The sequence below is a fragment of the Streptomyces sp. E2N166 genome (genome assembly GCF_003671715.1).
Classification (GTDB): Bacteria; Actinomycetota; Actinomycetes; order Streptomycetales; family Streptomycetaceae; genus Streptomyces; species Streptomyces thinghirensis.
On sequence record NZ_RAIF01000025.1, the window covers coordinates 474,969 to 493,317 of the forward strand.

Below are 18,349 nucleotides of genomic sequence, written 5' to 3' on the forward strand. Positions count from 1 at the left end.
ACGAGGGGAGCCTATCGAGCGTCAGGACAGCTGGCCGTCGTAGTCCGGGAGTTTGAAGGTCTTCTCGGCGTGGCCGCCGGACAGGTCGGTGGCGCTGTTGCCGATGTTCGCGATGATCGTGTAGCCCTTGGACTCGATCTCGGCGCGCTGTTCGGTCTTGTACTCGGCGACGTCCCGGAACAGGTCGAGGAAGCCGCGGACGTACAGACCGGAGGACTCGTAGCCGGCGTGGTCGAGGTTCCACTCGGTGGGCGCCTCGATGATGCCCGGGCGGGCGGTCACGAAGAACAGGGCGACGCCGTGCTCCTGGGCGTACTGGGCGGCCTCCAGGACCGGCCGGTTGGCGGGCTGCGGGTAGCTGAAGCCGAAGTCGGTCTCCAGGGACGTGTTGTCGATGTCGAGGACGATCGCCTGCTTCTCGCCGGGGGCGGCGTCGGCGATCCGCTCCTTCAGGTAGGGCAGGGCCCGGTCCATCACGGCCTTGCAGTCCCGCTGCCAGGTGTCGTAGTCGACGTCCGCGGCCGCAGAGGCGGACGCGGCCGAGGTCGCGGCGGCGCGCGGTGTCTCGGCCGGGGCGGCGACGGCCGGCGTGACCGTCGCGGTGAGCGCCGCAGCGGTGGCCGCGGCCGTGCCCGCCGCCCGCTTCCACGTACGCCGGGACTGGCGGGTCTGTCTGGTCTGTCCGGTCTGTTCGGTCATGGGGGGTTGGGTCCTCTCATGCCTGCGCGGATGCTGGACGGCAACAAAGTTGTCGCGTGCATGCTTGCCCGAACAAGTGGCCGGAGGGCAACGATTGGGTTACTGAGTAGTAGTCAGCTCTGTCGCGCCGACCTCACGCCGTGATCTCCACCCCGTTCGGCACGTTCCGCACCCGCGGCAGGCGGGGATTGACCCGCAGCACCCGCAGCCGGGGGAAGCCGGACAGCCAGGAGACGTCCGTGTCGGGCAGCTCCGCGTTGAGCCAGAGGTGGGTCAGCTGATCGGGGGCCAGTCCCGCCAGCAGTTCCTCGGCGCGCATCACGCCGGCCACCTGGATGCGCGGGCGCCCGCCGAGTTCGCGCAGCGCCGCCAGTTCGGTGGTGTCGGCGACGGGGAAGTAGAGGCCGTCCGGGTCCAGGTGGGCGATGATCTCGTGGGCGTACCGCTCGGTGTCGAAGTGCCGCCAGCCCCGCGCGAGTTCGGCGCGAACCGGCAGGGCGGAGCGGGAGCGGAGGCGGACCAGGTAGTCGATGGCGGCGTCGTCCTGGACCCGGGTGGCGGTGATGGCGAGCAGCAGCGCCTGCCGGTCGTCGGGGACCTGCCCCGGGTCGGGCAGCAGCTCCAGGACGATGGGGCCGACCCAGCCCAGCCCGCGGGCGGCCGGCTCGGTCGTGGGGCGCACCAGGTTCTTCGTACGGTCGTGGACGAGCCGCTGGACGGCCGGGTCGAGTTCGGTGACGTGCTCCAGACAGGCCGCGGCCATCAGCCGGCGGTGGTTGATCTGCGGGCGGCGCAGTCCGGGAGCCGCAGCCAGGAGCCGCTCCAGGAACTGGGAGCACTCCTCGGGGCGGGCGTGGGCGGCGGCCATGCGGATGACCTCCTCCCACTCGGACCGGTGGGCGCGGTCCACCAGAGTGGGGAACCGTCCGCGCGCCACGATCTCCTTGGCGGCCAGGTAGTCCTGGAAGGTGCGGTGGACGAAGTCGACCGACTCGCCGGACCGTTCGCGCAGCAGGCCGGTGCGGTGCAGCAGATGGCGGAAGATCTTCGCGCCGTCCCCCTGCGCACGGGCGGCGGGCATGGCGGGCAGCGCGGCGTCCAGGATGCCGACCGCCCGCTCGCGCGTCAGCTCGGAGGCGTCCTCCTCCAGCATCGCGTGGGCCAGCTTCTGGAGCAGCCGTTCCCGGGTGCTCTGCTGGAGCCGCACGTCGTCGGCGTACAGCACGTCCCGTTCGGGGTCGCGGCGCTGGAGCAGCATCTCCAGGGCGGCGTCGTAGAGCTCCTTGCGGCCGCTGGGGAGGGAGCCGGCGCGGTCCCGGTTCAGGGCACATATCAGGCCGCACATCAGGGGGTTGGTGGCGAGCTGGCGCAGCTCGCGGTAGATCCGTACGGAGTGCAGCAGCCGCTGCTCGTACTCGTCCAGTGCGCCGAGCTCCCGCGGCCCGGTCGAGCGGCTCCGCTCGTCCAGCCGGGCCGCCGAGTGCCAGTCCCGGATGAACCGCGTCACCTGGTCCCGCGACATCGGCGCGAGGGACAGCTCCACGAAGTCCTCCTCGGCCAGCCCGCCCCCCGAGAGCCAGCCGTCCGACACGGCGGAGGGCCGGGAGGTGACCAGGCAGGCGTTGCCGGAGAAGACGCGCAGCAGCCGACGGAGCCGGTCGCGCAGTTCGCCGCGCGTCTTCTCCGGGGCTTCGTCGATGCCGTCGACGAGCAGCAGGGCACGGCCCGCGAGCAGGGTGCGCACCACCCACCCCTCCGGCGCCCGGTCGGCCAGCGGGTGCCGGACCGCGTGCAGGAAGTCGTCCGGTGCGGGGAAGCCCTCGCGGGCGAAGCGGCGTACGGGCAGGACGAAGGGGACCCGGGGGCCCTGGCGGGCGGCGGCCACGGCCAGCCACTGGACCAGGGTCGTCTTGCCGGACCCCGCGCCGCCGCGCAGCAGGACGCGTTCGTGGTCCTCCAGGGCGCGGTCCGCGAGCAGCACGGTGCGCTGCTCGTCCTCCGCGCCGCCGCTGCGCTCCTCCGCCTCCAGGCTCAAGTAGGTCTCCTCCAGCGGCCAACGGTCCGGGGCGTTGGGGAAGTCCACGCCGACGATGGTCAGCCAGCCGTGCCGCCGGGCCACCCACTGGGCGTACTCGGCCTCGAACACCGCGTCCTCCTGAGACCGTTCGGGCTGCCGGGCCGCCGCCTCCGCGTCGCCCAGGTCGACGAGCTGGGCGATCCGGCCGGCCCGCCCCGCCAGGTGGCGCTGGAGATAGGGGGAGCGCCGCACCAGATGGTGCAGGACGTGCAGGCACACGGAGACCAGCAGCGCGTCGTGGAACCAGGCGGCGTCCGGCGACAGTTCCCGGTCCGCGCCCTGCACCGCGCCCCGCAGCCGCCGCGCGTAGTCCTGCGGGCCGAGCCGTACGGCGTCGGCGTCGGTGATGTCGACCTCGGCGACCGCGAGGAGGGTGCGGGCCAGGACGTCGACGACCGGGGCCAGTTCCGCGGTGGGCGCGGCGTGCCGCTCGGCGGCGAGGTGGACCAGGTCGGCGGCGGTGCGGTGGACGTCGTCCGGGGTGGCGGGCGCGTCCCGGCCGTGCCAGGTGACGAGGCCGGGGACCGGTTCGGAGAACACGGGAGGCCGGACGGGGTCGCGGAAGAGCCTGCGGACGAGAGGGGCGGCGAGACGGGAGGGGGTGCGGACGGCGGGATCCATGGATACGGCTTACCCCTGGGGTCGGGAGAACGAGTCGGATGCGGGGAGCTGGACCACCACTCCGTCCGGTACCTGCCGGGTCACGGCCGGGTCCGTGTCCATCAGCACGGTCACGGAGCGCAGACCGGGAAAGGCCGAGAGCCAGGCCAGCCCCTCCACCGGATGCGCCGCGTCCAGCGTCAGGTGGACGAGGCGCTCCGCGACGATCAGTTCGGTCAGGTCGTCGACGCGGTACGCGCCGCGGACATGGACGTGTTCCCAGCCGCCGAGTGAGCGCAGCGTGCGCAGGTCGTCGGCCGTGGACACGCCGACGGCCCACTGGCGCGGCACATGGGCGAGGATCTCGTGGGCGTACCGTTCCCGGTCGAACAGGTGCCAGGCGCCGGCGAGGGCCTGCTGCACACCGGAGCCGTGGTGATCGCGGAAACGGCACAGGAACCGGAGCGCCGCCTCGCTGCCCACGCCCACCGCCGTGTGCACCACGCGGGCCGCCGCGCGGGGATCGACCTCCTCCGGTCCCGGCAGCAGGCCCAGTACCAGATCGCCCCCGGCGCGCGCCAGCTCCTGCGCCGCGTCGAAGGTCGCCGGCGGTATGTGCGTCCGCAGCCCGTCCTCCACCCGCTTGCGCACCCCGGGTTCGGCTTCCGCCACGTACCGCAGCCCCGCGGCCGCCAGCAGGGTGCCGCGGGCGTGGCCCGAGTCCGCGAGCCGGCGCAGGATGTACTCCGCTTCCCTGGGCCGGGCGTGCGCGAGGGCGAGCAGGACGACGTCCTCCCAGTCGTCCAGCTCCGCGTGGTTGACCAGCAGGTCGAAGTCCATCTCCTGCACGGCCAGCCGGGCACCGAGATAGTCCCGGAAGGTGCGGTGGAGGAAGTCCACCCGCCCCTCGGCGGGCTCGCGCAGCAGCCCGGAGCGCAGCAGCAGCGCGCGGTAGACCTCCTCGTGGCCGGTGTCCGCCAGGTTCAGCGCGGGCAGCGCCCGGCCGATGATCTGGTGGGCCTCGGCCCGGTCCATCTCCTGGCGGCCGTTGCGGATCAGCCACCACGCCAGCTTCTGCAGCAGCTGCACCTGGACCGCGTACGGCAGCCGTGCCCCGTCGGGGCCGTGCAGCTCCCGCTCCCGGTCCCGGCGTTCCAGGAGCATGGTCAGGGCGGCCTCGTACAGGGACCTGCGGTCCTGCGGCAGGAAGCCGCGCCGGTCGCGGTGCAGGGCGCACAGCATGCCGCACATCAGTGGATTGGTGGCCAGCCTGTTCAGCTCGGACGTGGTCCGCACGGACCGCAGCAGCGACTCGCCGGTGGCGGGGTCCGCGCCTGCCGCGCGGTGCCAGCGCCGTACGAAGGTGGCGACGTCGTCCTGGGACATCCGGGCGAGCGCGCGCTCACCGAATCCCTCGGCGGCCAGCCAGTCCTCCGGCACGGCCGAGGGGCGGGAGGTGACCAGCCACAGGTTCCCGGGGAAGGCCCGCACCAGCTCGCGCAGCCACCGCCGGGCGGCGGCGCGGCGGTCGCCGGCGATCTCGTCGATGCCGTCGACGAGCAGCACCCCGCGCCGGGCGCGCAGGACGCGCTCCACCCACCCCGGCGGCTGCTCCCCGGCGACGGGACAGCCGACCGCCCGCAGGAAGTCGCCGGGGAAGGGCAGCTCGGCCCCCGGCCGGACGATCCGGCGCATCGGCAGCACGAACGGGACCCGTCCGATGAGGTGGGTCAGCCCGTGGTCGTAGGCGCGGCTCGCCGCCGTGACCGCCAGCCACTGCACGAGCGTGGTCTTGCCCGAGCCGGCGACGCCACGGAGGAACACCTGGTCATGCCCGGCGAGCACCTGCTCGGCGGCGACGGCCGAGTACTCCGCGTCCCGGCGTCCGTCCTGCGGCCGGGTCGCCTCCAGGCTCAGGTACGCCGTGTCCAGCGGCCACTCACGGGTCCCGGCGTCCAGTCCGTAGATGGTGAGCGTGCCGTACCGGTCGGCGATGTGGTCCGCGTAACACTCCTCGAACCCGGCGTCCTCGGCCGACTGGGACGGCAGGCGTTCCAGGAGTACGTCGACGGCCTGGACCAGCCGGGCCAGTTGCCGGGTCTGGACGGTCTGCTGGCGGGCGACGTAGGTGGAGCGCTGGGTGAGGAAGTTCAGGATGTGCAGCGAGGCGGTGTGCAGCAGCCGCTCGTACAGCAGCAGGCCGCCCTCGTCCAGGCCGTACGGGGACAGCGGCACGTTCGTACGCAGCTCGCGGGCGAAGCGGTCCGGTCCGAGTCCGACGGCCTCGTAGTCCTCGATGGTGATCTCGCCGAGCCGGGCGAGGGTGCGGGCCAGGGCGTCCTTGACCGCCGTCGCGTCGGCGGCGTCGACGGGCCGCTCCCGCGGGCCGGTCGCCGCGAGCGCCCTGCGGACCAGCTCCGCGGCGACCTTGTCGACGTCCCCGGGCGTGACGCTCCGCTTCTCGCTCCGGAAGGAGACCAGCGCGGATATCCGCACCGGCCGGTCGACGAGCCCGGCCCCCGGCCCGTCCCGGACGAAGAGTCTGCGGACGAGTGGAGCGACCGCGCTGGACGCGACACGGGCCCCGAGTGCTGTGACGTCGACCATGTTCCGAGCCTAGGTGAACGCCCTTGCGAGGGGGGCGGGTTAGCCGGGACGGGAGTAGCCCCCGTCACATTCACCGGGCCTTCGATCATGGGCGCCGGTGACATGCCGCACAGGCGATTCGGCCTGTACTACGAGGAATAGTGGAAGCCGCAAGAACTACGAAAACGGACACATCGGGCCAGAGTGGTGGTCGGTTTCCGGGGCTCTGAGCTGGTTTTGTCCCGAATGAGGGCTCTGTCGAGACTCGTGAAGTTTCGGGCTGAAGTACTAAATAGCGTCGTAGATCACACCTTTGTGCGGTTCGGGCCCGCCGGGTTACCAAGGTGGAGCCCGCCCGACGAGCGCCCTGTGCGTCCCGCCGGAGGGGCTTTCCTCTGCACCCGTCCCCATGAGGTTCGAATGTTCCCGCGTGTCACGTCCCGTTCTTCCCGTACGACCATCCGCACCCGCGCCGCGGTGATGGCCGCAGGCCTTGGAGCCTCGGTCGCACTGGGAGCCGGGGTCGCGGCCGCCACCGGCACCACGGCGGCTTCCAGCACCTCCACCGCCGCGAGCGCAGTCGAGGCCCAGGCCGCGGCGCAGGCCAAGGCGGCGAAGGCCGAGAAGGCCGGCGCGAAGACCGTCGCCGCCAAGAAGACGGCCACCAAGAAGAAGGCCGCCTCCTGGGTGGACCCGGTCAAGAAGTACAAGCTGACCGCGAGCTTCGCCCAGAACGGCGGCATGTGGGCCTCCAAGCACAGCGGCCAGGACTTCGCCGTGCCGATCGGCACCAACGTCGTCGCCACGCACGGCGGCACCGTCGTCAAGGCCGGTGGCAACGGCGCCGGTGACGGCCCCGCCTACGGCAACGCGATCGTCATCAAGCACGGCAACGGCACGTACTCCCAGTACGCGCACCTGTCCAAGATCAACGTGAAGGCCGGCCAGATCGTGAAGACCGGCCAGTCCATCGCCAAGTCCGGCAACACCGGCAACTCCAGCGGCCCGCACCTGCACTTCGAGATCCGTACGACCCCGAACTACGGCTCGGCCGTCGACCCGGTCTCCTTCCTGCGCGCCAAGGGCGTGACCGTCTGAGGAGCAGGGCTACGCGCCCGATGAGCCCCGGTGCGCCTGGGTGACCAGATCGGTGGCGACCTCGAGAACAGCCGCGCGCTGTTCCTCGGGGTCGCCTTCGAGGTCGCTGAGGACGAACATCCCGGCGTGCAGCGTGAACAGCGCACTGACGCAGCGGACCTGGTCGACCAGGTCCGCTTCCGGGTCGATGAGGCTGTCGCGCAGGCCGAGCATGCGGGTCTTGAACATCTCGCCGATGCGCAGGTCCCGCACCGTCGCCTGGTTCTCCTGCATGAAGCGGAACAGCGGCGCCGCGCCCGCCAGCGCCTCGCTGTAGCGGCGGATGATCTCCTGTTTGGTCTCCAGGGTGTGCGGCTGCTCACGCGCCCACGCGATCAGGTCCTCCATGGGCCGTGAGAGATCCTCGAAGATGCCGACGAGGATCTCTTCCTTGGTCTTGAAGTGGTAGTAGAGCGCGGCCTTGGTGACGTCCAGGCTCTCGGCGATCTCGCGCAGCGAGGTCTTCTCGTACCCCTGCTCGGCGAAGAGTTCGAGTGCCACGTCCTGGATGCGCTGGCGGGTGTTCCCGCGGCGTCGCTGCTGCTTGGTGCCGTCCATCGTGCCGCCCATCCTCCTACGCACCTCCTGTTCCGCGCACTTTCCGAAAAACTTACTTGACGACCGGCTAGTTACGCGTCTACCTTCCCGAGTGTAGTCAGCTTGCCGGGCGGCAAGTAAGTGGGCGAGTGGAACAGCGGGCAGCTGGGGGAGTGGGAGCGATGGCGGACACACCGGGAGCGGGCGCTGACGCGCCGGGAGTACAAGCCGGCGAGGCCGGCGGCAAGCAGCCGAGGAGCGTACGGGTCGTCCTGCTCGCGCTCATGATCGCGATGATGCTCGCGATGCTCGACAACATGATCATCGGCACCGCGATGCCGACGATCGTGGGCGAGCTGGGCGGCCTGGAGCACCTCTCCTGGGTCGTCACCGCCTACACTCTCGCGACCGCGGCCTCCACCCCCCTCTGGGGCAAGATCGGCGACATGTACGGGCGCAAGGGCTCGTTCATGACGTCGATCGTGATCTTCCTGATCGGCTCGGCGCTCAGCGGCATGGCCCAGGACATGGGCCAGCTCATCGGCTTCCGCGCCGTCCAGGGCCTCGGTGCCGGCGGTCTGATGGTCGGCGTCATGGCCATCATCGGCGACCTGATACCGCCGCGGGAGCGCGGCAAGTACCAGGGCATGATGGCCGGCGTCATGGCGCTGGCGATGATCGGCGGACCGCTGGTCGGCGGCACCATCACCGACCACTGGGGCTGGCGCTGGTCCTTCTACATCAACATCCCGCTCGGCGCGGTCGCGCTGGTCGCCGTCAGCGCCGTACTGCACCTGCCGAGGAAGCGCAGCCAGGCGCGCATCGACTACCTGGGCGCCGCGCTGCTGACCGTCGGCATCACCGCGATCGTGCTCGTCACCACCTGGGGCGGCACCGAGTACGCCTGGACCTCCGTGCGGATCATGGAGCTGATCGGCATCGGCGTCGCCGCGCTGGTCGGGTTCGTGTTCTGGCAGACCCGGGCCGCCGAGCCGATCATGCCGCTGCACATCTTCCGCAGCCGCAACTTCACGCTGATGTCCCTCATCGGCTTCATCGTCGGCTTCGTGATGTTCGGCGCCACCCTCTTCCTGCCGCTGTACCAGCAGGCGGTGCAGGGCGCGTCCGCGACCAACTCCGGGCTGCTGCTCCTGCCGCTGCTGGGCGCGATGCTCGTCACGTCGATGGTCGCGGGGCGGGTGACGACCAACACTGGCCGCTACAAGATCTTCCCGGTGGCCGGCGGCGCCCTGATGACCGTCGGGCTGTACCTGTTGTCGCTGATGGACACCGACACCAGCCGCTTCACCTCCGGGGTGTACATGGCCGTCGTCGGTCTCGGCATGGGCTGCCTGATGCAGATCACCATGCTGGTGGCGCAGAACAGCGTGGAGATGAAGGACATGGGCGTCGCGTCCTCCTCCACCACCCTCTTCCGCACCCTCGGCTCCTCCTTCGGCGTGGCGATCATGGGTGCCCTGTTCAACCACCGGGTCCAGGACGTCATGGCGGAGAAGACCGGGGCGCTGGGCTCCGAGGTCACCGAGCAGTCGGCGCAGCTGGACGCGGCGAGCCTGGCCAAGCTGCCGGAGGCGGCGCGCGTGGCGTACCAGGACGCGGTCTCCTCCGGCACCCACGGCGCGTTCCTGCTCGGCGCCCTGGTGGCGGTGGTCGCCCTGGTCGCGGCGGTCTTCGTCAAGGAGGTCCCGCTGAAGGGGGCGGGCCCGAAGGCGGCCGACGCCCCGGCCGACGGCGACGGCGACACGGCCACGGGGAAGGCGCCGGTGACCGAGGCGGTCTGACCATGGGCGGCGGCCCGGTGTCCGCCGCTCGCCGACGAGGCCTCCGGGTGGGTTTCGGCCGCCCGGGGGCCTCGTCGTGTCCGCCATTCTCGGCTGCCGGCCCAGGGCCGTGTCTCAGCGGATCCGGGCAGGCAGGGGAGCCGCTCGGCTGACGCACTCGAACCACACCGTCTTGCCCCGCCCGTCGGCGTACGGTGCGACACCCCACCGGTCGGCCACCGCCGCGACGATCACGAGTCCGCGCCCGCCGTCGCTCAGCGTGTCGGCAGCCGCCACGACCGGCAGCTCCGGGCAGCCGTCGGCGACCTCCACCCGCACTCCGCCGGGGTACAGCAGGAAGCACACGCGGCAGCGACGGCCGGGCACGTGCCGTACGACGTTGGCGACCAGCTCGGTGAGCGCCAGCTCGGCGGCGTCGGCGACGTCCCGCAGGCCCGAGCGGACGAGGTAAAGCCGCAGCACGCGGCGCAGATGGCGGGCCGAGTGCGCGCCCATGGCGAACTCGGCGTGGTACTGACTCCGAACGTCCGTCTCTTGCGGACCGGTTACGTGGTTCACGACACAAGGCTGCGACTCATTGCGTACGTTCGACTACGCACAGAAACGAACGCCGGAAGGCGTTGCCGTCGGTAGTTCCGGAGTGAGGTGCCGCAGTGGCCAACATCCAGTCCCTCGACCCGACCGCGTCCCCACTCGACTACTACGGCTGGGAGCTGCGCCGCCAGCGCGAGGCCCACGGTCTCCGGCAGGGTCAGCTCGGCGAGATCATCTTCTGCACCGGTTCGCTGGTCGGCCAGATCGAGACCACGAAGAAGGTCCCGACGCGGGACTTCTCCGAGCGGGTGGATGCTGCGCTGGGCACGGACGGTCTGTTCTCGCGCCTGATCGGCCTGGTCCTGCGGAGTCAACTCCCCACGTGGTTCCAGCCATACGCGGAGATGGAGGCGAAGGCGGCGTACATCTCCACGTACCAGGCGCAGTTGGTTTACGGGCTGCTGCAGACGGAGGAGTATGCGCGGGCGGTCCTGGCTACCGGCATGCCGGACGACCTGGGAGGCCTGCTGGCCGCCCGAATGGAACGCCAGCGCATTCTGGAGCGCGAGCAGCCGCCGCTGGCCTGGGTGGTGCTGGACGAGGCAGTGCTGCACCGCCCCATCGGCGGCCCCGAGGTCATGCGGCGGCAACTGGCCCGGCTGTTGGAGTTCGCCGGTCACCGGTGGATGCATGTGCAGGTGCTGCCGAACAAAGCCGGGGCTCACGCCAGCCTCGCTGGTTCGTTCAACTTCCTCCGCTTCGACGACAACCCGGACATCGTCTACACGGAGGACATCATCTCCGGCCACATGACGGCCAATCCGGAGACCATCAGGGAAGCCGCGCTCCGTTACGCTCGCTTGCAGGCCGCTGCCCTCTCCGTGGAGGATTCGGCGGAACTGATCATCCGGGTGATGGAGGAACGCTATGGACACGGCTCCCAGCCAGAGGAACAGTCAGTGGCGTAAGTCCAGTTACAGCGGAAATACCGGTGGTGACTGCGTCGAGGTCGCCGACAAGTGCCCCACCGGCTCCGTGCCCGTGCGGGACAGTAAGAACGCGGCCGGGCCGGTTGTCACCGTCGGGGCCGGGGCCTGGCAGGCGTTCGTCCACGGCCTGCGGTAGTCACCGCCCACAGCCCGAACACCGCACCCCAAACTGTCATCGAGCCGCTCAAATGAGCGGCTCGATGACAGTTGCCCCTAATATGCTCACGCTCGCCACTACTCCCCCCGGTCCGCCTGCCGGGCAAGGAACTCCTCGCGGGCCTTCTCCTCAAGCCGGTGCGCCTCGCCGGGTCCAGGCGTGAGGCGACCACCGCCCGTGCCTCCACCGGCCGCTGTCAGTGGCCCGTGCCACCATCGGCGTATGGACAAGCTGCGGCAGTTGCGGCTGGCGAAGGACGCCATGGACCGTGACTGGGCCGACCCGGCGCTCGATCTCGACGCCGTGGCCGCGCATGCCGGATACTCCCGGTATCACTTCCTGCGCGCCTTCAAGGAGGCGTACGGCGAGACACCGGGCCAGTACCTCACCCGCCGCCGTATCGAGCGCGCCGAGGACATGCTGCGCACCGCCAACCTGTCCGTGACCGAGGTCTGCCACCTGGTCGGCTTCAGCAGCCTGGGCACCTTCTCCACCCGGTTCAAGGCGTTGACCGGACTGCCCCCGAGCGAGTACCGGACGAAGTACGTGGGCCGGGGCACCGCCCTCATACCCGGCTGCTACGTCATGCACTGGGCCGGCGGAGTGCGGCGCAATTCCGGAGAAGCGGACTGAGACCCCCGCTGCCTACCGTGGCAGGGCAAGCGGGAACGGCCGCGCAATCAGCGCGTACAAACAGGAGCACGCCATGATCGAAGGCCTCGCCATCTCGACCGTCTGGGTCCTCGACCAGGACCGGGCCAAGGAGTTCTACACCGAGAAGCTGGGCCTGGAGGTCCGCACCGACATGACCATGGGCGAGGGCGGCATGCGCTGGCTGACGGTCGGCTCCCCGAACCAGCCCGACGTCGAACTGACGCTGATGGTCCCGTCCGGCCCCTCGATGGACCCCGAGTCCGCCGAGATGATCAAGAAGCTGGTCGCCAAGGGCGCACTCGGTGCCGGCGTGCTGACCACCGATGACGTCCACGGCGACTACAAGAAGCTCAAGGACCGCGGGGTCGAGTTCCTCCAGGAGCCGCAGGAGCGCCCGTACGGCACGGAGGCCCTCTTCCGCGACGACTCCGGCAACTGGTTCTCCTTCACCCAGCCCCGCGAGGGCGGCCTCGACATGGACCAGGACTTCGCCTGCTGAGCGGCTGAGCAGCCGAGCGGGGCTAAGACCGGCCCGGGGAGCCGCTGTGGGCCCGGTCCGGCAGCATCGGGTAGCTCCCGGTGTTCGTCGGCGCGTGCTCCGGCAGCCACAGCACGGCGACCGCGCCCTCGGCCGGTACGTGCTCCGGGGCGCCGGCGGGCCGTACGTTGCGGAAGGTGAGCCGGGCGCCCAGTACCCGCGCCTGACCGGCGGCGATGGTCAGGCCCAGCCCGTGCCCGCGGCCCGCCCGGTCCGTGCTGCCGGTGCGGAAGCGGCTCGGGCCCTCGGCGAGGAGGGCCTCGGGGAAGCCCGGCCCGTGGTCGCGAACCCGGATCACCCGGCCCTCGACGCTGACCTCGACGGGGGGCCGGCCGTGCCGGGCCGCGTTGGCGAGCAGGTTGATCAGCACGCGCTCCAGGCGTCGCGGGTCGGTGGTGACCTCCGACTCGTGGATCACCCGCACCTCCACGTCCGGGTCCTTGGCCGCCACCCGCCGGGACACGAAGTCGCCCAGCATGATGTCCTGCAGCTCGGCCCGCTCCGAGGCCCCGTCGAGCCGGGCCACCTCCAGGACGTCCTCGACGAGCGTCCGCATCGCCTTCGCGCGGTCGAGGACCAGCTCGGTCGGCCGGCCCGGCGGCAGCAGCTCGGCGGCGGTGAGCAGGCCGGTCACCGGGGTGCGCAGCTCGTGCGCGATGTCCGCGGTGACCCGGCGCTCGGCGTCCAGCCGCTTCTGCAAGGCGTCCGCCATCGCGTCCACGGCGCTCGCGAGGTCGTCGGTCTCGTCCCGGACGACCCCGCCGATGGCGTCCCTCACGCGGACGTCCGGCTCGCCGTTGGCTACCTGGTGCGCGGCGGCGGCGGCCTTGCGCAGCCGCCGCGACAGCTGACCGCCGATGAGCACGCCGAGCGCGCTGCCGCCGAGGACGACCGCGATGGAGCCGATGACCAGGGCCTGGTCGAGGTCATCGAGGATGTCCGCGCTGCGGTCGGTGAACCCGGAGTGCAGGGACATCACGTGCCCGTCCTTGAGCGGCACGGCGGCCCAGATGTCCGTCACCCCGTCGGCCCGCTCGGCGACGTACGTCGCCCGCCGCCCGTTCTCGACCTTGCGGCGCAGCTCCGCGGGCAGCTCGGGGTCGTCGATCTTGGCGTTGGGGAAGTTCTGCCGTCCGGACAGCTCGTAGTTGCGCTGGGCGATCAGGACCCGGTCGTCCGCGAGGTCACGCGCGTTGTCCAGCATCGACACCCGGGCCGCGTTGTGCACGACCAGGCTCAGCGCCACCGCGACCAGCGCGCCGACCAGCGCGATGGCCGCGCTGAGCTTCCAGCGCAGCCCGGTACGGATGCTCAGCCTCGTACGGAAGAACCCCCGCATGTCCTGTATCCCCGAATCCCCGCTCAGGCCTTCAGCTTGTAGCCGAAGCCGCGGACCGTCTCGATACGGTCCTGGCCGATCTTGGTGCGCAGTCGCTGCACATGGACGTCCACGACGCGGGTGTCACCGCCCCAGCCGTAGTCCCACACGCGCTCCAGGAGCTTGTCGCGCGAGAGCACCGTGCCCGGCGCGGAGGAGAACTCCAGCAGCAGCCGCATCTCGGTCGGGGTGAGCGCCACCGGCCGCCCGGCCCGGCGCACCTCCATGCCGTCGGTGTCGACCTCCAGCTCGCCGAAGGCGAGCACGCCCCCGGTGTCGTCGGCGGCCCCCGCGTCCCCCCGGTCGCCGCCGCCCGCGTGCCCGAAGCGGCGCAGCACCGCGCGGATGCGGGCGACCAGCACGGCCCCGTCGAACGGCTTGGTGACGTAGTCGTCGGCGCCGGCCTCCAGCCCCAGTACGACGTCGATGGAGTCCGCCCGCGCGGACAGCATGATCACCGGCACGGTGGACTCGTCCCGGATACGGCGGCACAGGCTGACGCCGTCCAGACCGGGGACCATGACGTCGAGGAGCGCGATGTCGGGGCGGTCGGCCCGGAACGCCTCCAGGCCCGACAGCCCGTCGGGCATCGCGGTGACCGCGAAACCGTCCCGCTCCAGGGCGAGCTGGGTGGCCTCGCGGATGACGTCGTCGTCCTCGACGAACAGGACGTGGGTCTGGTCTGCCATCCGGGTGCTCTCAGTCCTCGTGTGCGGTCACTCGGTAGACGCGGGGGGCGTGCGCCGCGTTCATTTCTCCACCGGGGTTCACGTCTCCGCCGGTGGTCGTCTCTCCGCGGGGTTCACGTCTCCGCCGGTGTCCAAGTCTCCATCGGGGTCTTCATGTCTCCATCGGTCCGGGCGGCCCGATCGGTTCACACGGCCCGGCCGGTTCTCTCGCCGTGCGCGTCAGCTGTCCGGTTCCGGGGCCGGGGTCGGCACGTTCCCGGCGGCGTTGCTGTAGTCGTTGTGGGTGCGGAACTCCTCGGTGAACCGGCCCGAGGCCCAGCGGTACGTGATCACGTTCTCGCCGGACGGACTGGACACCGGGTCGCCCTTCTCGTACACCTGCTTGGTCACCACCAGGTCGCCGCGGTCGATCTCCGCGTAGACCGGCGGCTCCTCGGCCTTGAACACATTCTGGTACGCGCCGTCCTCCTCGCGGTACACGTAACTGCCCACACCGACCGCGTCACCGCACGTCAGCACGTTGACGACGACGTCCTCGGCCGATCCCGACCCTCCGGTCAGCTCCCCGTACGACACGTCGACGGGGTACTCGTCGGCGACGCACGGCTTCAGCTCGCGCTTGACCTCGGCGGAGACCTTGGGGTCGGCCTTGACGAGCCGGACCGCGTTCACGCGGTCGGGAGCCTTGGAGGGGGAGGCCGTGGGCGAGGAGGAGGCGGCGCCCGCCACCGCTTCCGCGTGGGCCGGCCCCTCGTCACGGGCGCCGGTGCCGCCCGCGCCGCAGCCGGAGAGGGAAAGGCCGAGGGCGACGAGCACGGCCACCGCCGTACCCGCCGCCTGTTTACTCCTCCGGGCATCCCCGGGTGATCGACCGACGGTCAGGCCGCGCAACGCTCCCGCTCCTCACGCTCCAGCGCCCGTGCGTCCAGATCGCGGGCGACCAGCTCCTCGCGGAGCCGGGCGAGCGCCCGGTGCAGCGTGCTCTTGACCGTTCCCGCCGACATGCCGAGGGCGGCGGCGGTCTCCTCCGTGGACATCTGCTCCCAGTGTCGCAGCACCACGACGCTGCGCTGCTTCGGGGCGAGCACCTTCATGACGTCCATCAGCAGGGCGCGGTCCGCGTGCTGCTCGGTGGAGTCGTCCACGCACGACTCCGGGAGCTGCTCGGTCGGCACTTCCTCCAGCTTCCGCGCCCGCCACCACTCGGTACGCGTGTTGATCATCACCCGGCGCAGGTAGGCGTCCGCCAGCCGCTTGTCCTCGATGGTCTCCCAGCGGCGGTACGTGCGCACCAGCGCGGTCTGCAGGAGGTCCTGGGCGTCCACGGGATCCGGGACCAGGCGCCGGGCGCTGCGCAGCAGCGCGTCCTGCCGGGTCCGGACGTACTCCTCGAACTCGAGCACCTCGCCCATGTCAACCGCCTTCCGATCCGTAGCCCTGCTGTGCCTGCGGGGCACGGAAACGAAGTTAGGGAAGCGTTGTCACGGCGCTGTGCGATGCAGCCTGCGGAGGGGCCTCGGCTGTCCGTCGGTTGTGTAACGGAAGGAGAGACCGGCTGGAACGACCGGCCACTTGGTGCGGGTAATGACCGATTCCCCCGCTATGTGACCTGTCACGAAAGTACTGCCACGGCTGTGCTCACCGCTGTGCTCCGGCCGTACGTCAGCTCAGCGGCAGCCGGTACAGCCCGTCCGCCAGCGGCTCCACCAGACCGTCGGCGACGAGGCCGTCCAGGGCTCGTGCGCGCTGGACCGGTTCGTGCCAGACCTGGTCGAGTGCCGCCTGCGGCACCGGCCCGTGCGCCTCCCGCAGCACCGCGAGCAGCCGGCCGCGCACCTGCCGGTCGGTACCCGCGTACGTCTGGCCGCGCCGTGGCGGCCCGTCGTGCGCGGGCTTGCCGGCCAGCCGCCACGCGCACCGGTCCGCGATCGGACAGCGGTGACACGACTCGTTCTTCGCCGTGCAGACGAGCGCGCCCAGCTCCATGGAGGCGGCCGCCCAGCGGGCCGCGCCCGCCTCGTCGTCCGGCAGCAGCGCCCGCGCCAGCTTCCGCTCGGCGGCGGTGGTGGCGTTCGGCGGGTACTGCGCACCGGTGACCGCCCGGGCGAACACCCGGCGGACGTTGGTGTCCAGTACGGCGTGCCGCTGGCCGTAGGCGAAGGAGGCGACCGCGGCGGCCGTGTACTCGCCGATGCCGGGCAGCGCCAGCAGTTGGGCGTGGTCCGCCGGTACGTCGCCGCCGTGCCGTTCCGTTATGGCCGCGGCGGCGCCGTGCAGGCGCAGGGCGCGACGCGGATAACCGAGCCGGCCCCAGGCGCGGACGGCCTCGCCGGGCGCCTCCGCGGCGAGGTCGGCGGGGCGCGGCCAGCGGGCCAGCCACTGCTCGTAGACGGGCAGGACACGGCTCACCGGCGTCTGCTGGAGCATGAACTCGCTGACCATCACGCCCCAAGCGCCGGCCTCCGGGCGCCGCCACGGCAGGTCGCGGGCGTGCTCGTCGAACCAGTCGATGACGGGGGCGTGCAGCGGCACACCGGACACGGCCCGCTCACCGACCGGGACGGCGGCGGACGCCGGGGCACCGGAGACGGCGGCGGAGGCCGGGGTCGCGGCGGGGTCGGAGGGGCCGTTGTGCGAGGGCTTCGTGGGCGCAGTCATGACCCTCCGATCCTGCCACGGGAGGACCACCGCACGGGCGCACCGCCACCCGGTATCGGCCACGACCCCTGACGATCGACAGGGGCGCCGCCCCGCCGCCCGCTTGTAGCGTCGGCCCGTGAACGTAACTCACCCGGCCGACGAGCCCGGGGCCGGCGGTGGGCGCGTCGGTGACGGCGTCGGGCCCACCCGCCTCGCCGCCCTCGGCAGCGGTGCCCTCCTCTGGGCCGCCCTCGTCCTTCCCGCGGTCACCGCGGACCGGCTCGGGATGAACGAGCCGCGCCCCCTCTGGCAGCAGCTGGCCGGCCTGGGAGTCCTCGCCGTGGCCGTCGCGCTCTCCCGGCGGCAGCCGCTCGCCGCCTTCGCGCTGGCGGCGGGCCTGAGCCTCGCCGCGACCCCCGCTCTGTTCAGCGTCTCCTACGGCCCCGCCCTCGGCGTCTTCGCCCTGCTGCTCGGCCTGCGCGCGCGGCGGCCGCGTCCCGCGGTGGCCGGCTTCGTCGGTGCCGGTGTCGTCGGCACGGCGCGGATCGCGCTGGTCGGGGTCGACCCGGCGCCCGAGTGGCTGGTCCTGACCGGCACGCTGCTCTTCGGTTGCGTCTTCCCCTGGCTCGCCGGACGCTACTGGCGGCAGAGCCGGGTGCTCGCCGAGGCCGGCTGGCTCAGGGCCGCCCGGCTGGAGGACGAACAGCGGCACGCCGAGGAACGGGCCAGACTGCGCGAACGGGCCCGGATCGCCCAGGACATGCACGACTCCCTCGGCCACGAACTGAGCCTGCTCGCCCTGCGCGCCGCGGCCCTCCAGGTCGCACCGGGCCTCGCCGCCGACCACCGTGCCGCCGCGGCCGACCTGCGCGTCGCCGCCGCCGACGCCACCGACCACCTGCACCGCATCATCGGCGTACTGCGCGAGGTGTCCGTCAACGACGAACCCGCCCCGCTGACCCCGGCGGGCGAGAGCGTCGAGGACCTCGTCGCCCGCGCCGCCGAATCGGGCCTCCCCGTTCGCTGGGAACCGCGGGACGACACCGCCGCCCCGGCCCCGGAACCCGGCGGCATCACGGAGCGCCTGCTGCACCGGGTGGTGCGCGAGGCCCTGACCAACGCGGCCCGGCACGCGCCGGGCGCCCCCGTCGTCGTAGCGGTCACCGGGCAGGCCCGCGGCACGACGGTCACCGTCACCAGCGGACCGGCCGCCCAGGAGGCGCCCCCTTCGTCGGGCGGTTCGGGCCTGCTCGGGCTGCGCGCCGCCGTCGCCTCGGCCGGCGGCGACTTCGACGCGGGCCCGCACGGGGACGGCTTCCGAGTCCGGGCGTA

The 18,349-nt window shown here is 72.0% G+C and carries 17 protein-coding genes; 7 read left to right on the plus strand and 10 right to left on the minus strand.

Features of this window, described 5'->3' with window-relative positions; genetic code table 11:
- Positions 1–21: 21 nt before the first annotated feature.
- The 3 genes from EBH09_RS20260 to EBH09_RS20270 form a co-directional block, all read right to left on the minus strand.
- Entirely contained in the window at positions 22–699 is a 678-nt protein-coding gene (locus EBH09_RS20260) for an HAD family acid phosphatase (RefSeq protein ID WP_121748373.1), read from the minus strand.
- A 133-nt stretch (positions 700–832) separates the two neighbouring features.
- Positions 833–3,397: an NACHT domain-containing protein gene (locus EBH09_RS20265; RefSeq protein ID WP_121748374.1), complete on the minus strand. Its 2,565-nt coding sequence runs from the start codon at positions 3,395–3,397 to the stop codon at positions 833–835.
- 9 nt (positions 3,398–3,406) lie between these two features.
- Positions 3,407–5,983 (minus strand): NACHT domain-containing protein, encoded by a 2,577-nt coding sequence (locus EBH09_RS20270; protein WP_121748375.1) that lies wholly within the window; start codon positions 5,981–5,983, stop codon positions 3,407–3,409.
- 399 nt (positions 5,984–6,382) lie between these two features.
- Here EBH09_RS20270 and EBH09_RS20275 point away from each other — a divergent pair, with 399 nt between their 5' ends.
- On the plus strand, positions 6,383–7,060 hold the full coding sequence (locus tag EBH09_RS20275) for a M23 family metallopeptidase (RefSeq protein ID WP_121748376.1): 678 nt from the start codon (positions 6,383–6,385) through the stop codon (positions 7,058–7,060).
- A gap of 9 nt (positions 7,061–7,069) precedes the next feature.
- On the opposite strand, the gene EBH09_RS20280 is transcribed toward EBH09_RS20275, so the two are convergent.
- Complete coding sequence (locus tag EBH09_RS20280) at positions 7,070–7,669, minus strand: TetR/AcrR family transcriptional regulator (protein ID WP_193776424.1); 600 nt, start codon at positions 7,667–7,669, stop codon at positions 7,070–7,072.
- Positions 7,670–7,818: 149 nt separating this feature from the next.
- Here EBH09_RS20280 and EBH09_RS20285 point away from each other — a divergent pair, with 149 nt between their 5' ends.
- Positions 7,819–9,438: an MDR family MFS transporter gene (locus EBH09_RS20285; protein WP_121748377.1), complete on the plus strand. Its 1,620-nt coding sequence runs from the start codon at positions 7,819–7,821 to the stop codon at positions 9,436–9,438.
- Between the two features lie 114 nt (positions 9,439–9,552).
- Here the strand turns inward: EBH09_RS20285 and EBH09_RS20290 are convergent, their stop codons facing one another.
- Positions 9,553–9,996, minus strand: a complete 444-nt coding sequence (locus EBH09_RS20290; RefSeq protein ID WP_345940947.1) for an ATP-binding protein — start codon at positions 9,994–9,996, stop codon at positions 9,553–9,555.
- Positions 9,997–10,091: 95 nt separating this feature from the next.
- Here EBH09_RS20290 and EBH09_RS20295 point away from each other — a divergent pair, with 95 nt between their 5' ends.
- From EBH09_RS20295 to EBH09_RS20310, 4 genes are all read left to right on the plus strand, one after another.
- Entirely contained in the window at positions 10,092–10,940 is an 849-nt protein-coding gene (locus EBH09_RS20295; protein WP_121748379.1) for a helix-turn-helix transcriptional regulator, read from the plus strand.
- Complete coding sequence (locus EBH09_RS20300; protein WP_121748380.1) at positions 10,900–11,097, plus strand: DUF397 domain-containing protein; 198 nt, start codon at positions 10,900–10,902, stop codon at positions 11,095–11,097. Before EBH09_RS20295 ends, EBH09_RS20300 begins: the two co-directional genes overlap by 41 nt.
- A gap of 243 nt (positions 11,098–11,340) precedes the next feature.
- Positions 11,341–11,751 carry a helix-turn-helix transcriptional regulator gene (locus EBH09_RS20305; RefSeq protein WP_121748381.1) on the plus strand — a complete coding sequence of 137 codons (411 nt, stop codon included), beginning with the start codon at positions 11,341–11,343 and terminating at the stop codon, positions 11,749–11,751.
- A gap of 73 nt (positions 11,752–11,824) precedes the next feature.
- Positions 11,825–12,271: a VOC family protein gene (locus EBH09_RS20310; RefSeq protein WP_121748382.1), complete on the plus strand. Its 447-nt coding sequence runs from the start codon at positions 11,825–11,827 to the stop codon at positions 12,269–12,271.
- Between the two features lie 22 nt (positions 12,272–12,293).
- On the opposite strand, the gene cseC is transcribed toward EBH09_RS20310, so the two are convergent.
- The 5 genes from cseC to EBH09_RS20335 form a co-directional block, all read right to left on the minus strand.
- Positions 12,294–13,649: a two-component system sensor histidine kinase CseC gene (cseC, locus tag EBH09_RS20315; protein ID WP_121748383.1), complete on the minus strand. Its 1,356-nt coding sequence runs from the start codon at positions 13,647–13,649 to the stop codon at positions 12,294–12,296.
- Positions 13,650–13,672: 23 nt separating this feature from the next.
- Positions 13,673–14,377 carry a two-component system response regulator CseB gene (gene cseB, locus EBH09_RS20320; protein ID WP_121748384.1) on the minus strand — a complete coding sequence of 235 codons (705 nt, stop codon included), beginning with the start codon at positions 14,375–14,377 and terminating at the stop codon, positions 13,673–13,675.
- Positions 14,378–14,596: 219 nt separating this feature from the next.
- Positions 14,597–15,268: a hypothetical protein gene (locus tag EBH09_RS20325; protein WP_193776425.1), complete on the minus strand. Its 672-nt coding sequence runs from the start codon at positions 15,266–15,268 to the stop codon at positions 14,597–14,599.
- On the minus strand, positions 15,256–15,789 hold the full coding sequence (locus tag EBH09_RS20330; protein ID WP_121748386.1) for a SigE family RNA polymerase sigma factor: 534 nt from the start codon (positions 15,787–15,789) through the stop codon (positions 15,256–15,258). Before EBH09_RS20330 ends, EBH09_RS20325 begins: the two co-directional genes overlap by 13 nt.
- Positions 15,790–16,039: 250 nt before the next feature.
- Positions 16,040–17,035, minus strand: coding sequence for an A/G-specific adenine glycosylase (locus EBH09_RS20335; protein ID WP_121748387.1), 996 nt, complete (start codon positions 17,033–17,035; stop codon positions 16,040–16,042).
- Positions 17,036–17,153: 118 nt separating this feature from the next.
- Between EBH09_RS20335 and EBH09_RS20340 the strand changes: the two genes are divergently transcribed.
- Positions 17,154–18,349 (plus strand): histidine kinase (locus EBH09_RS20340; protein ID WP_238697376.1); only part of this gene is annotated, 1,196 nt, incomplete at its 3' end.